At 64.0% G+C, this 13,110-nt stretch carries 13 protein-coding genes; 7 read left to right on the forward strand and 6 right to left on the reverse strand.

The features are described from left to right. Positions 1 to 104 precede the first annotated feature (104 nt). Positions 105 to 2,525 (forward strand): ATP-dependent helicase HrpB, encoded by a 2,421-nt coding sequence (gene hrpB / locus AN189_RS11780; protein ID WP_056036013.1) that lies wholly within the window; start codon positions 105 to 107, stop codon positions 2,523 to 2,525. A gap of 68 nt (positions 2,526 to 2,593) precedes the next feature. After that, positions 2,594 to 3,037 (forward strand): NUDIX hydrolase, encoded by a 444-nt coding sequence (locus AN189_RS11785; RefSeq protein WP_056036016.1) that lies wholly within the window; start codon positions 2,594 to 2,596, stop codon positions 3,035 to 3,037. 4 nt (positions 3,038 to 3,041) lie between these two features. On the opposite strand, the gene argF is transcribed toward AN189_RS11785, so the two are convergent. The 3 genes from argF to AN189_RS11800 all read right to left on the reverse strand — a co-directional run bounded on the left by argF (position 3,042) and on the right by AN189_RS11800 (position 6,196). Then, positions 3,042 to 3,947: an ornithine carbamoyltransferase gene (gene argF / locus AN189_RS11790; protein WP_056036019.1), complete on the reverse strand. Its 906-nt coding sequence runs from the start codon at positions 3,945 to 3,947 to the stop codon at positions 3,042 to 3,044. A 61-nt stretch (positions 3,948 to 4,008) separates the two neighbouring features. After that, positions 4,009 to 5,193, reverse strand: a complete 1,185-nt coding sequence (locus AN189_RS11795; protein ID WP_056036021.1) for an aspartate aminotransferase family protein — start codon at positions 5,191 to 5,193, stop codon at positions 4,009 to 4,011. Positions 5,194 to 5,383: 190 nt separating this feature from the next. Then, the gene (locus AN189_RS11800; protein WP_253279610.1) at positions 5,384 to 6,196 is read right to left on the reverse strand and encodes an ABC transporter permease; all 813 of its coding nucleotides are present in this window, start codon (positions 6,194 to 6,196) and stop codon (positions 5,384 to 5,386) included. 182 nt (positions 6,197 to 6,378) lie between these two features. Between AN189_RS11800 and AN189_RS11805 the strand changes: the two genes are divergently transcribed. Both AN189_RS11805 and AN189_RS11810 read left to right on the forward strand, forming a co-directional pair. Then, positions 6,379 to 6,993: a GcrA family cell cycle regulator gene (locus AN189_RS11805; RefSeq protein ID WP_056036022.1), complete on the forward strand. Its 615-nt coding sequence runs from the start codon at positions 6,379 to 6,381 to the stop codon at positions 6,991 to 6,993. Positions 6,994 to 7,149: 156 nt separating this feature from the next. Beyond that, positions 7,150 to 7,926 carry an SDR family oxidoreductase gene (locus AN189_RS11810; protein WP_056036024.1) on the forward strand — a complete coding sequence of 259 codons (777 nt, stop codon included), beginning with the start codon at positions 7,150 to 7,152 and terminating at the stop codon, positions 7,924 to 7,926. On the opposite strand, the gene AN189_RS11815 is transcribed toward AN189_RS11810, so the two are convergent. Further along, complete coding sequence (locus AN189_RS11815) at positions 7,923 to 9,014, reverse strand: endonuclease/exonuclease/phosphatase family protein (RefSeq protein WP_056036026.1); 1,092 nt, start codon at positions 9,012 to 9,014, stop codon at positions 7,923 to 7,925. The genes AN189_RS11810 and AN189_RS11815 overlap by 4 nt on opposite strands. Before the next feature lie 133 nt (positions 9,015 to 9,147). Between AN189_RS11815 and rimO the strand changes: the two genes are divergently transcribed. Continuing rightward, entirely contained in the window at positions 9,148 to 10,542 is a 1,395-nt protein-coding gene (gene rimO, locus AN189_RS11820; protein ID WP_056036295.1) for a 30S ribosomal protein S12 methylthiotransferase RimO, read from the forward strand. 304 nt (positions 10,543 to 10,846) lie between these two features. Here rimO and AN189_RS11825 read toward each other — a convergent pair whose 3' ends face one another. After that, a complete protein-coding gene (locus tag AN189_RS11825; RefSeq protein ID WP_056036030.1) occupies positions 10,847 to 11,203 on the reverse strand; it encodes a YigZ family protein in 357 nt (118 codons plus the stop codon). Between the two features lie 105 nt (positions 11,204 to 11,308). On the opposite strand from AN189_RS11825, the gene AN189_RS11830 reads away from it, so the two are divergent. Further along, positions 11,309 to 11,956 (forward strand): hemolysin III family protein, encoded by a 648-nt coding sequence (locus tag AN189_RS11830; protein ID WP_056036032.1) that lies wholly within the window; start codon positions 11,309 to 11,311, stop codon positions 11,954 to 11,956. On the opposite strand, the gene AN189_RS11835 is transcribed toward AN189_RS11830, so the two are convergent. Then, the gene (locus AN189_RS11835) at positions 11,953 to 12,696 is read right to left on the reverse strand and encodes a M48 family metalloprotease (RefSeq protein WP_367379440.1); all 744 of its coding nucleotides are present in this window, start codon (positions 12,694 to 12,696) and stop codon (positions 11,953 to 11,955) included. The genes AN189_RS11830 and AN189_RS11835 overlap by 4 nt on opposite strands. 132 nt (positions 12,697 to 12,828) lie before the next feature. On the opposite strand from AN189_RS11835, the gene AN189_RS11840 reads away from it, so the two are divergent. After that, positions 12,829 to 13,074, forward strand: a complete 246-nt coding sequence (locus tag AN189_RS11840; protein WP_056036034.1) for a hypothetical protein — start codon at positions 12,829 to 12,831, stop codon at positions 13,072 to 13,074. The last annotated feature ends 36 nt before the right edge of the window (positions 13,075 to 13,110 follow it).

Consider the following 13,110-nt stretch of genomic DNA (forward strand, 5'->3'; position numbering starts at 1 on the left):
ATGACTGAAACCCGGCTGCCCTGCAGTCGGGTTTTTCCGTCTGCGATGCCAGATTTTTCGCGAAAAATCATGGGCCCTCCGCATTTTCGCGAAAATGCGGGGCGATGACGATGCTCCCTATTGATGACGTACTGGATGACGTGACCGCGGCACTTTGTGCCACCGGCCGCGTCGTGCTTCAGGCACCACCCGGTGCCGGCAAGACGACCCGCGTGCCGCTGGCGGTGCTTGAAACGGGATCGACCAACGGCATGATCGTCATGCTGGAGCCCCGCAGGCTGGCGGTGCGGGCGGCGGCCGAACGCTTGGCCGCGCAGCTGGGAGAACAGGTCGGCCAGCGTGTCGGCTACCGCATGCGCGGCGAATCCAGGGTGGGCACCGGCTGCCGCATCCTTGTCGTGACCGAAGGAATCCTGACCCGCATGGTGCAGGATAACCCCGAATTGCCCGGCGTGGGCTGCGTGATCTTTGACGAATTTCACGAACGCTCCTTGCAGGCGGATCTGGGGCTGGCCCTCGTCTGGGAGGTCAAGGGCGCATTGCGACCGGACCTCGGGCTGATCGTGATGTCCGCCACGCTGGACGCGGCACCCGTTGCGGCAATGCTGGACGATGCGCCCATCGTCACGGCACAGGGCCGCGCTTTTCCGGTGGACGTCAGATACCTGGACCGGTCACTGGGGCCCCGCGTGCGACTGCCGCAGGCGGTTGCAGAGCTGATCGCTCAGGTCGTACCGCAAACCACGGGCGGGGTGCTGGTGTTCCTGCCCGGAGCCGGCGAGATACGACAGGTCGCCAGCGCATTGGCGGGACGCCTGCCTGCGGATTGCGATGTCAGGCCGCTCTATGGGGCATTGCCGTTCGCGCAACAGCGCGCGGCCATCGCACCTGTGTCGTCGGGGCGCAAGATCGTGCTGTCGACATCCATCGCCGAGACGTCGCTGACAATCGAGGATATCCGCGTCGTGGTGGACGCAGGTCGGGCGCGCCGCGCACGATTTGATCCCGGATCGGGCATGTCGCGTCTGATCACGGAACGGGCCTCGCGGGCCGAGACGGATCAGCGTGCCGGCCGCGCCGGTCGGGTCGCGGCAGGCACGGCTTATCGTTTGTGGACGCAAGGCGAACATGGCGCCCTGCCCGCCTTTGCCCCACCCGAAATCGCGGCCGCCGACTTGACCGGGCTGGCGCTGGACCTCGCACTTTGGGGCAGCGATGACCTCGCCTTTCTCACACCGCCACCAGAGGCCGCGCTGGCCGAGGCGCGCGCGCTCTTGCGGGATCTGGGCGCATTGGACGAAAAAGACAGGATCACGGCGCATGGACGGGTGCTGGCCGCCCTGCCCGTGCACCCGCGACTGGGGCATATGCTGACCCGCGCGGGGGCGCAGGCCGCGCCCTTGGCAGCACTGCTGGAGGCGCGCGACCCGCTGCGCGGGGCTGGCTGCGACCTCGCGCTGCGCCTGACGGCGCTGGATGGCGGTGCTGTCCCGGCGGCCGCCGACCGCAGCGCCCTCGCGCAGATCAGGGCCGAGGCAAAACGGCTGGCGCAGGGCATGCCGCAGAGGCCGGCCCTGACGGCGGGTCAGATGGCGGCACTGGCATATCCGGACCGGATCGCGCTGCGCCGCCCCGGCGATGACCCGCGCTATCTGCTTTCGGGTGGCAAGGGGACCATGATGGAGCCGGGCGACCCGCTGGCCGGTCAACGCATGCTGGTCGTCACCGATACCGACGGCAACCCGCGCGAGGCGCGGATCTGGCAGACCGCCAGCATCGACGAGGCCGCACTTCGGGCGGTGCTGGGCAACCGTATCGCCTGGCGCAACACCTGTGTGTGGTCGCGTCGCGACGGGCGCGTATTGGCACGCCGTCAGGAATGCCTGGGGGCCATTGTGCTGGACGACAGGCGCTGGGACGATGCCCCGCCCGAAACCATCGCGGGCGCGATGCTGGACGGGGTGCGCCAGTTGGGCCTGCGCCCCAGCCGGGCAGCCCAACGGTTTCGCGCCCGCGTGGCGCTGGTCCGTGACGACGGGACCGATCTGCCGGATCTGTCCGACGACGCACTGATGGCGACGCTGGATGACTGGCTGTTGCCGCATCTGGGGACAGCGCGATCAACACAGGACTGGGCCAATTTCGACCTGCTGGACCCGCTGCGCGCCATGCTGGACTGGACCCAGATGCAAGCCCTCGACAGGGCCGCCCCCCCTGCATTCACCACGCCGCTGGGGCGGCATATTCCGATCGACTACGACAGCACGGTTCCGGAAATCACCCTGCGCATTCAGGAAATGTTCGGTCAGACAACACATCCGACCATCGGCAAGACCCCGCTGCGCGTCACGCTGCTGTCGCCCGGACACAAACCCGTTCAGACCACGCAGGACCTGCCCGGATTCTGGGAAACGTCCTATGCGGACGTGCGGCGTGACATGCGCGGGCGCTATCCGCGCCACCCCTGGCCAGAAGATCCCAGAGACGCGGATCCAACTTTGCGTGCAAAGCCGCGCAAGCGTTAGTTGCTATTTTACGCCAAACCCCTACCTTGGGTGACAATAACGCAGAAAAATGACCGAGATTGCGCGCAGTGACCGCTGAAACGAAATTTGCTGATCCGACTGAGGTTGCGCCCGACACCGTGACGCAGGTCGCGGCTTTGTGTCATCGCAAGGGTGAAAAAGGACGCGAAGTCCTCTTGGTCACGTCCTCACGCGGGCGCTGGATCTTGCCCAAGGGTTGGCCGATCGATGGATTGACCGACGCCGAGGCCGCCATGCAGGAAGCCTGGGAAGAGGCTGGCGTGCGCAAGGGTTCCGTCAGCCGCAAGCCCGTAGCCAAGTTCCTCGGCGCAAAACGGTTCAGCGATGGCCGCCAGGTCCCCGCCAAGATCAAGGTCTATGCGATCCGTGTGCGCGAGACCGCCCGCAAATACCCCGAACACAAGCGCCGCGACCGGCGCTGGGTCAGCCTGCCCAAGGCAGCCAAGCTGCTGTCGGACAAGGGATTTCGCAAGGCGCTCAAGGCGCTTTGACGCGTCAGCCCTGCAGGCAGTAGCGCATGATTGCCTTTTGGGCGTGCAGGCGGTTTTCAGCCTCGTCGAAGATCACGGAATGCGGGCCATCCATCACGCTGCTGGTCACCTCGTCGTCGCGGTGTGCCGGCAGGCAGTGCATGAACAACGCATCAGGATTGGCCTGCGCCATGAGCGCATCATTGACCTGATAGCCGCGCAGCTGGTTGTGGCGGCGTTCACGCGCCGAGGCCGGATCATGCATGCTGACCCAGGTATCGGTCACCACCAGATCCGCCCCCTGCACCGCGCGCGCCGGATCGCGTTCGATGCTGTACAACCCGCTGAGTGCCGGTTCGGGATCAAGCGGAGCGGGACCGGTGAACACCAGCTCGAAATCGAATTGCTTGGCCGCATGGGCAAAGCTGGCAAAGACGTTGTTGCCGTCGCCGGACCAGACGACCTTGCGGCCCTTGATGGGGCCGCGGTGTTCCTCGAACGTCATGATGTCGGCCATGATCTGGCAGGGATGCGTGCGGTTGGTCAGGCCGTTGATCACCGGAACGGTGGCATATTCCGCCATTTCCAGCAGTGTCGCCTCTTCGAATGTGCGGATCATGATGAGATCGACATAGCGCGACAGCACGCGCGCCGTATCGGCGATCGTCTCGCCGTGGCCCAGCTGCATGTCGGCCCCCGACAGAACCATCGTCTGCCCCCCCATCTGCCGCACGCCCACGTCGAAACTGACGCGGGTCCGGGTCGAGGGTTTTTCAAAGATCAGCGCGACAATGTGGTCCTGCAACGGCTGTTCCGCGTCGGGGCGGCCCTTGGGATGGCCGTTGCGGGCCTGTTTCATCCGCATGGCGTCGTCGATGATCGCCCGCAGATCGGCGGCGGGTGTCACGTGAAGGTCGAGAAAATGGGTCATGGTCGTTTCCTTGGCGGGCGAAGGCCGGGGGTTTCACACCCCCGGACCCCCGTGGAGTATTTCAGGCAAGATGATGCGCGACAGTCGCGGCGGCGGCGTCCAACCGGTCGATGGCCTGTGCGATTTCGTCGTCGGTGATTGTCAGCGGCGGCAGCAGACGGATGACATTGTCGGCGGCAGGCACGGTCAGGATGTCCTGCGCGTAGCCGGCCTGCACGATGTCGGTGTTGGTCGCCTTGCATTTGAGGCCCAGCATGAGGCCCGCACCGCGCACGCCCTCGAACACGTCCGGATGGCTGGCAACAAGGCCCTCAAGCTTTTGTCGCAGAAGGCCCGCCTTGCGGTTGACCTCGGCCAGAAAGGCAGGGTCCGCGATGATATCCATGACGGCGTTGCCGACGGCGCAGCCCAGCGGGTTGCCGCCGTAGGTCGATCCATGGGTACCCGCGGTCATGCCGGAGGCGGCCCGTTCGGTTGCCAGAACGGCCCCGAGGGGGAAACCGCCGCCGATGCCCTTGGCCACCATCATGATGTCCGGGGTAATGCCGGACCATTCATGGGCAAACAGCTTGCCCGTGCGGCCCACGCCGCATTGCACCTCGTCAAAGATCAACAGCAGGCCGTGTGCATCGGCGAGGTCGCGCAACCCCTTGAGGCATTGGTCAGGCACGGGACGGATCCCGCCTTCGCCCTGGACCGGTTCGATCAGGATGGCGCAGGCGGTGGGTTGCGCGGCGGCCTGCGTCAGGGCGTCGTGATCGCCAAAGTCCAGATGGATGAAGCCGGGCAGCAGCGGGCCGAAGCCCTTGGTCATCTTCTCGGAGCCGGCCGCGGCGATACCGGCAGAGGACCGGCCGTGAAAGCTGCCCGAAAAGGTGATGATATCCGTGCGGTCGGGCTGACCAGCATCGTAAAAGTGCTTGCGCGCCATTTTCACGGCTAGTTCGCAGGATTCCGTGCCGGAGTTGGTGAAGAACACCGTATCGGCAAAGGTATGTGTGACCAGCTTGTCGGCCAGCGCCTGTTGCGCCGGGATCTGGTACAGGTTCGAGGTATGCCACAGCGCCTGTGCCTGATCCGTCAGTGCGGCGACCAATGCGGGATGTGCATGTCCCAGGGCGTTGACCGCGATGCCGGCCCCCAGGTCCAGAAATCGGCGCCCGTCGTCCGCGATCAGCCAGGTGCCCTCGCCCTTTTGAAAGGCAAAGGGTGCGCGGTTATAGGTCGGCAGGACGGATGGGATCATGGGATCATTCCTATGGGACGCGTCAAAGCCCGTTTGATGCCGAAGCAGCGCAGGCAGGTCAACGATTTTTCAGGGGGTTAGGACAGACGAGCAGCAGCGGACGCAGGTCAGCGTCGGCGTCGGATCAAGGATGATGTGCACGTTGTCATGCCGCGCGTGTAACCGGCGCGTGACGCAGGGGCAAGCCCTATCAAGCCTTGAGCCGGTAGCCACGGTCGAGCCAGCGCCAGACCAGCCCCAGGACCGCCACGTTAGCCACCAGCACGATCACCAGACCCAACCAGGGCGAGCTGTCAGAGACGCCGATCATGCCGTAACGCACGCCGTCGATGATGTAGAAAAACGGGTTGGCATGGGATGCGGCCTGAAGCGGGCCGGGCAATGCCTCGATGCTGTAGAACGTGCCCGACAGGAACGACAGCGGGGTGACGAGAAAGTTGGAAATGGCGGACAGCTGGTCGAATTTGTTGGCGAAAATGCCGGCGATCATGCCCAGACCGCCCATGAACAATGACCCGAGGGTCACGAAGGTCAGCACCCAGAACACGTTTTGCACCGCCACGCCAAGAAAGATCCACGACCCCAGCGCAATGACAAAGGCCACGATCAAGCCGCGCGCCAAAGCGCCCGCCAGATAGCCGATCAACAGTTCCAGCGCGGACAGCGGCGGCATGAGCGTATCGACGATATTGCCACCCACCTTGGCGCTGGCGAGGCTGGACGAGGTATTGGCGAATGCGTTCTGGATCACCGTCATGATCAGGATGCCGGGTGCCAGAAACGTCATGAACGGCACACCCATCACGTCGCCGCGCTGTGGCCCGATGGCGATGGTAAAGATCATCAGCAACAGGCCCGCGTTGATCAGCGGTGCCATGACCGTCTGTGACCATACATTCATGAACCGGCGCACCTCGCGTCCCGCGAGGGTCAGCGTGCCTTGGGTATTCCAGCGGCCGAAACGGCGCACACCCATCTGGGTCGGCGGGGTCGATGGGGTCATGGCGGTCTCCTTTGCGTCGGGGACAGACATAGCGATCTGGGCTGAATTGGCCAGTATCCGCATTTGACGGGTCGGCGTGGTTGTATCCGCCGCTGGCATGCTTAGAATAGGGATAACCTGAAAAAGAGCGCAGGCCGGTCATGCGACCGCGCCTGCCGCATGCAGTGAAGCAAGGAAAGCCGATGTCCTGGACAGACGAACGTGTCGAGACGCTGAAACGGATGTGGGGCGAAGGCCAGTCAGCCAGCGTGATCGCCAAGGAATTGGGTGGCGTGACCCGCAACGCCGTGATCGGCAAGGTCCACCGTCTGGGCCTGTCGAACCGCGCGGGGTCTGCCGCTGCCGCACCCGCCGAAACCGAAGCCGCACCGGCACCCGTTGCAGAAACATCTGCGGCGGACGAAAAACCCGAGATGATGACCAGATCGGCTGCACCGCCCCCCAAGGCCAAAAAGGTCGCCGGTGAAGAAGAGGTCGAGGAGCTGGACGAAAACGGTATCCCGATTTCCGCCGCGCGCCGTGCGATCATTCCCGCAGGCCAGCCGCTGCCGCCGCAGCCCAGCGCCAATGAAATTTCGCCGGAAGCACTGGCAAAGGTCAACGAGGTCGAAAAGACCGCGCGCAAGATCGGACTGATGGATCTGACCGAAAAGACCTGCAAATGGCCCGTGGGTGACCCTGCAACGCAGGATTTCTGGTTCTGCGGCCTGCCATCGCAAGCGGGCAAACCCTATTGCGAGGCCCATGTCGGCGTTGCGTTCCAGCCCATGTCGTCGCGCCGCGATCGCCGTCGCTAAGCCAATCGGCAAAGTAACCGAGGGCCGTGCCGGAGAGATCCTGCGCGGCCCTTTTTCATTTTGCGCACACTTGAGGTCGGCGAAACCTAGGTTTTTCCGCAGCGCAGCATATATCTGACAGGCTAGCGACAGCCCGCAGACGCGAAAGGACAGCACATGCCGAACCTTGCACTGATCACCGGTGCCTCTTCTGGTATTGGAATGGAATTTGCCCGGTATCACGCCAGCAAAGGCGGCGATCTGATCATCACGGCCCGCAGTGCGGACAAGCTGGCGGCCCTGAAGGCCGAGCTGGAACAGGCCCATGCGGTCAGCGTGCAGGTGATCCCGGTTGATCTGGGGGCCGATGGTGGCGCACAGGCGCTGCTGTCACAGATTGGTGACGCCACAGTGGATGTGCTGATCAACAACGCAGGCTTTGGCGGACACGGCATGCATATCGAACGTGATCTGGCAGCAGAGCACGCGATGATCGACCTCAACGTCAAGGCGCTGATGACCCTGAGCCATGCCATCGGCTCCGGTATGGCCGCGCGCGGCAAAGGGCGCATTCTGAACGTGGGGTCCACCGCAGGCATGATCCCCGGCCCGCTACAGGCGGTCTATTTCGCAACAAAAGCTTTCGTGCGCAGCTATTCGCTGGCGCTGGCCGAGGAACTGCGCCGCAAGGGCGTCACGGTAACCGTTCTGGCACCGGGCTATGTGGAAACCGGGTTTGCCGATGCCGCCGATCTGGGCGGCACCGGTCTGGTCAGCGGCGGAGGGGCCAGCGCCGCAGAGGTCGCAAAATTTGGCTACGACGCAATGTTGGCCGGCAAGTTGCACGTCATCAACGAACCCAAGCTGTCGTTTGCGCTGAATTGGGTCCTGCCCCAGCTGCCACTGCGTGCGGTCATGTCGAACGTCCGCAAGATGCAGGAAAAGCGCACCTAGTCCTCGTCTTCCCAATTGCTGCCGATCGCTTCGCGGTCGGACCTGCGTTCCCTGTCGACCATCTCCTCGACCTCGTTCAACTCTTCGGATGTCGCATCTTCGGGGCGGCTTTCGGCGGCTTCCTGCGGAGTCAACAGCAGCTTGAAATACATCGGAAAGTGGTCGGAGTTGATATCAGGCAACCGTTTCATGTCGATCAGGCGAAATCGTGCGTCGTGGAACAGGTGGTCCAGCGGCCAGCGCATCAGTGGCATGCGCGCCGAGAACGTGTTGTAGAAACCGCGCCCCACGCGCGGGTCCAGCAGGCCGGACACGTTCTGAAACCGTTTGGTCGTGATCGACCAGGCCACGTCATTCATGTCACCTGTCACGATGGCAGGCAGCGGATCGTCGCTGACCTCGATCCCGATGGCACCCAGTTCCGCGTCACGTCCTTCGGTCGATTGATATGGCACGGGCGGTTCGGGATGCGTGACATAGAGGCGGAAAGCCTGCCCGGATGGCAGCGTGACGCGCGCGCGCAGTGACGGCACCTCGTCCACGACCAGGTTGCGGAATGCAGCTTCCTCCAGGGCGTATTTGCTGAAAATGGCCATGCCGTACCCGTTGTCATAGGGTTGCGACATGACGTGCGGGTATCTGTCGGCCAATGGGGACAGGCCTTCGATCCAGTCTGCATCGGTTTCCAGTGCTGTCACGATATCCGGCTCGTGCGTGCGGACCAGCTGTATCAGCCGGTCGTAGTCACGGTTCGATTTTTTGACGTTCGCGGCGATCAGGCTGATGGTGTGCCCCGGTTCGATCGCCTCATGAACGGCCGGTCGCGTCGATTGGGTGTGCCAGATCGGCAGATAGCGCCCGATGTAGAACCCCTGGTTCAGGCCGCACAGCACAAGCGCCGCAATCATCCACATCGCCCCCTCTGGTTGCAACCAGATCGCGAGGGGGATCAGAACCAAGAGCAGCATCAGCACTTGCTGGCGCGGGAAATCGGCCGACCGGACGAACCCGTGCGAAATCCGCAGCAATGGCACGATGGTCATCACGATGACGAACCCGGTCAGGCCCCACAGCAGTATCGAAATCATGTTTCAGCCTTTTCATTGCGCCAATCTGACGCACCAACGCATCTCGCGGCGGTTTGGCTCCGTCCAGTGGGAAAAACCATTGCCGGCACCGCGCCCCCTTTTCGCATTGGCCCGACAGGCGTATAGCCGCGCCATGACACAAAACCCGCCAGAACTCCGCCCCGACCTCGCACGTGCCCGCGTGACAGAAACCCGCCGCCCCGGCCAACCCGTGATCGGGATGGTGTCGCTGGGCTGTCCCAAGGCGCTGGTCGACAGTGAACGCATCCTGACGCGTCTGCGCGCCGAAGGCTACGCCATTTCGTCGGATTATGCAGGGGCCGAGGCGGTGATCGTGAACACCTGCGGTTTTCTGGACAGCGCCAAGGCCGAAAGCCTGGAGGCCATCGGCGAGGCATTGGTCGAAAACGGCCGGGTCATCGTGACGGGCTGCCTGGGAGCAGAGCCGGATTACATCCGCGAACATCACCCCAGCATCCTCGCCGTGACGGGGCCGCACCAATACGAACAGGTGCTGGATGCGGTCCATACCGCCGTGCCGCCATCGCCCGATCCATTCGTGGACCTGTTGCCCGCACGCGGCGTGTCGCTGACGCCACGGCATTACAGCTATCTCAAGATTTCCGAGGGCTGCAATCACAAGTGCAAGTTCTGCATCATCCCCGACATGCGCGGCAAACTGGCGTCACGTCCGGCCCACGCCGTGCTGCGCGAGGCCGAAAAACTGGTCGAGGCCGGGGTGCGTGAACTGCTGGTGATCTCTCAGGACACCAGCGCCTACGGGTTGGACCGCAAGTACGACCTGAACCCGTGGAAGGGTGGCGAGGTGCGGAGCCACATCACCGATCTGGCGCGGGAACTGGGCACGCTGGGGGCGTGGGTGCGGCTGCATTACGTCTATCCCTATCCGCATGTGCGCGACATGATCCCGCTGATGGCTGACCCTGCGTCTGGCGTGCTGCCCTATCTGGATATTCCGTTCCAGCATTCCCACCCCGACGTGCTGCGCCGCATGGCCCGCCCCGCCGCCGGGTCCAAGACGCTGGAGGAAATCACCGCCTGGCGCGCGATCTGCCCTGACATCACGCTGCGTTCGACCTTTATCGTGGGGTATCCGGGCGAAACCGAGGCTGAATTCCAGCATCTGCTGGATTGGATGGACGAGGCGCAACTGGACCGCGTGGGGTGTTTTCAATACGAAAACGTCGCCGGCGCCCGGTCCAACGCCCTGCCCGACCATGTCGCGCCCGAGGTCAAGCAGGACCGCTGGGATCGGTTTATGGCAAAAGCGCAAGCAATATCCGAGGCGAAACTACAGGCCAAGGTTGGAAAAGTGCTGGAGGTCATCGTCGATGACATCGACAGCGACGGCATCGCCACCTGCCGCACCTGGGCCGATGCACCCGAAATCGACGGCAACCTGTTCATCGACGAGGGCACCGAAGGGTTGTCGGTCGGTGACGTGGTCAAGGTCACCGTAGACGAGGCGGGAGAGTATGATTTGTGGGGGGCCATTCTGGCCGAGTAGACCGTTCACCCAAGAGCGAGGAGCCACAAACCAGGCGGACCGGACTCCGTGGCTCGCTACATTATTGCCGCCTACTTTGATGAAGGTCGACAGAGAACTTGCCTCGGTTGAAGTGAGTGGATCTCAACATGTGGCACCGGCATGACCCAGGGTCGTGACGATGCCTTGACGTCCCGCCCGGCATCGCCGGGCAGCGCCCGGACCTCCCCCCAGGGGAGGGCGCTTCGCACCCGCCCCGAGGTCCGAGCGTTGCCCTCTTGTTCGCATCAAGGGTGAGGTCAGCGCAGTCTTGGCAGCTTTTACCCTACCCTGCTCCCAGATCGTCCAGATACACACGCACCGCGTCCTGGACGCGGCGAAAGCGGTCTCCGCCGAGTTTTGTGCCGCCGAACCAGCGGGTGACGACAATGATGTGGCCGGTCAGGCCTTCGCGCTCCAGCATCCGCAGAATGACCATCCCGGCACCGGATTCGCCGTCGTCGTTTTTCAGCGGACCGTCAGGTAGCAGCACGGCCCAGGTGTTATGCGTGGCCTTGGCGAATTTCTTGTTCCGGCACAATGTCTTGACGAACGCCTTGGCCGCGTCCGCGCTATCCACCGGCCCGCCAGAGACAGCATAGGTCGACCCACGGTCGCTGAGTGCTTTGTCGATGATCCGCATGCCTCTGTCTAACCTGTGCGGTCCCCTGCTGACAGGGGGGGCCGAACGACATTCGTGACCCAGCGTCATACTATGGTCGTAGGGCAAAGCGTTTATGGTCGGGACATGATCCAGACCTACCCGACCCAGGACCCCTCTGCCCGGCGCGCCGACTGGGCTGTCCACACGCTCGGCACGGCCTTTGCCGTGATCGGTGGTGCGCTGCTGGTCATCTGGGCTGCGTTGAATACCAGCGGTGGCACCATCGCGGCACTGTCGGTCTACGGGTTCGGCCTGGTGGCGACGTTCCTCGCGTCCAGCCTCTATCACATGACGCCCTGGCACCGGGTCCGTCCGACCCTGCGGCGCATCGACCATGCCGCGATCTATGTGATGATTGCGGGCACGGTGACACCGCTGGCGGTGATGGTGCATTCACCCTTTGCCTATGCAGTGCTGGCCGCGATCTGGGCGATCGGGCTGGTGGGCGTGGTGCGCAAGCTGTTTTTCTGGGCGACACCGGGCCGGTTCGGCCCGCTGATCTATCTGGCGATGGGCTGGCTGGGCATCCTGCTGGTCCGCGACCTGATGGGGCTGGTGCCCGGTGTGGCGCTGATGCTGATGCTGGCGGGTGGCGCGCTTTATTCCGTGGGCGTGCTGTTCTACAGCCGCGAAAGCCTGCGGTTTGCGACCGCGATCTGGCACGGGTTCGTCGTCGCCGCCTCGGCCTGTTTTTTCGCGGCAATCACGATCAGCACGGTGGCGCTGACCTAGAACCCCAGCGCGCCTGCGGCCTCGGTCACCACGCGGACCCGGTCGGCATTGGCCGGATGCGTCCCCAGGAACGTGTTGCCGGGATCAGGTATCCGAAAGAAGAATTCAGCCCCCCGCAGCGGGTCATAGCCCGCACGCGCCGCAATGACCGTGCCCAGCGCATCGGCCTGCAATTCGAACTGCTGCGAATAAGTGCGTGCGCCCACGGCCGCGCCAAAGGCCGCTGCCTCGCGCCGCGTGCGTGGATCGTCGGACAGGCCGACCAGCTGCCCCATGACGGCGGCCCCGATGGATGCGGCCTGTCGCTGCTGCGCGATGTGACCCAAGATGTGATGCGCCGCCTCGTGGCTCAGGATGAACGCCAGTTCGTCCGCATTGCGCGCCTCGGCCACCAGGGTGCCGGTAAAGGCGATCAGCGGCTGATTGCCATTCACCAGCGTCTGAAAGGCATTGGGCGGTGACCGCGGATTGGCGTCGATGGCGAATTCGAAATCGCAGTTCGGCTCGATCCCGGCGGCACGGCATTCCGCCTCGGCGACGGGTTCAATGCGGTCCACGACCTGAACCAGCATCTGCACCGCAGCCTCGGCGTCCATCCGGTCAACCAGCCGCGATCCGGCGGCGGCCTGGGGCGACATGACGACGGGCGAAGGCACGGCCACCGGGGCGGTCGGGCGCGGGTTGGCCGCACAGGCGGTCAGCACCAACAGGGCAACCACAGCGCAGATCCATCGCATCATCGTCGTCCCATCCCTATTTGCAGAGCACCCTCCCTTAGGTATCACGCGGCCCGGACACCGCCACCCCCCGGTCAATGACACTTGCGTCAAACCGCCCTTGGCGCACGCGCGGGACCGCGCTAGGTTCAGGGCATGTTTACCATTGAGCACGACTTTGACGCGACGACGGTCACCCTGGTGGATGACGCAGGTCCCCCGTTCCAGGAGGATGTGATCGTCAACACCTTTGACGATTGCGTCACGGTCAGCCAGTTCGACCCCCGCTTGGGGGAAAACCGTACGATCACCCTGTCATTGGGGCAGGTCCGCGACCTGTTCGCGGCCCTTGATCTGCCAGAGGGGGCCTATGCCCTGAAACCCGCACCGGACAAATCCTAAGCCGGTCCGTCGGTTTCCCTCCGGTCCGGCAACACC

This window comes from Loktanella sp. 3ANDIMAR09 (assembly GCF_001420005.1).
Lineage (GTDB): Bacteria > Pseudomonadota > Alphaproteobacteria > Rhodobacterales > Rhodobacteraceae > Loktanella.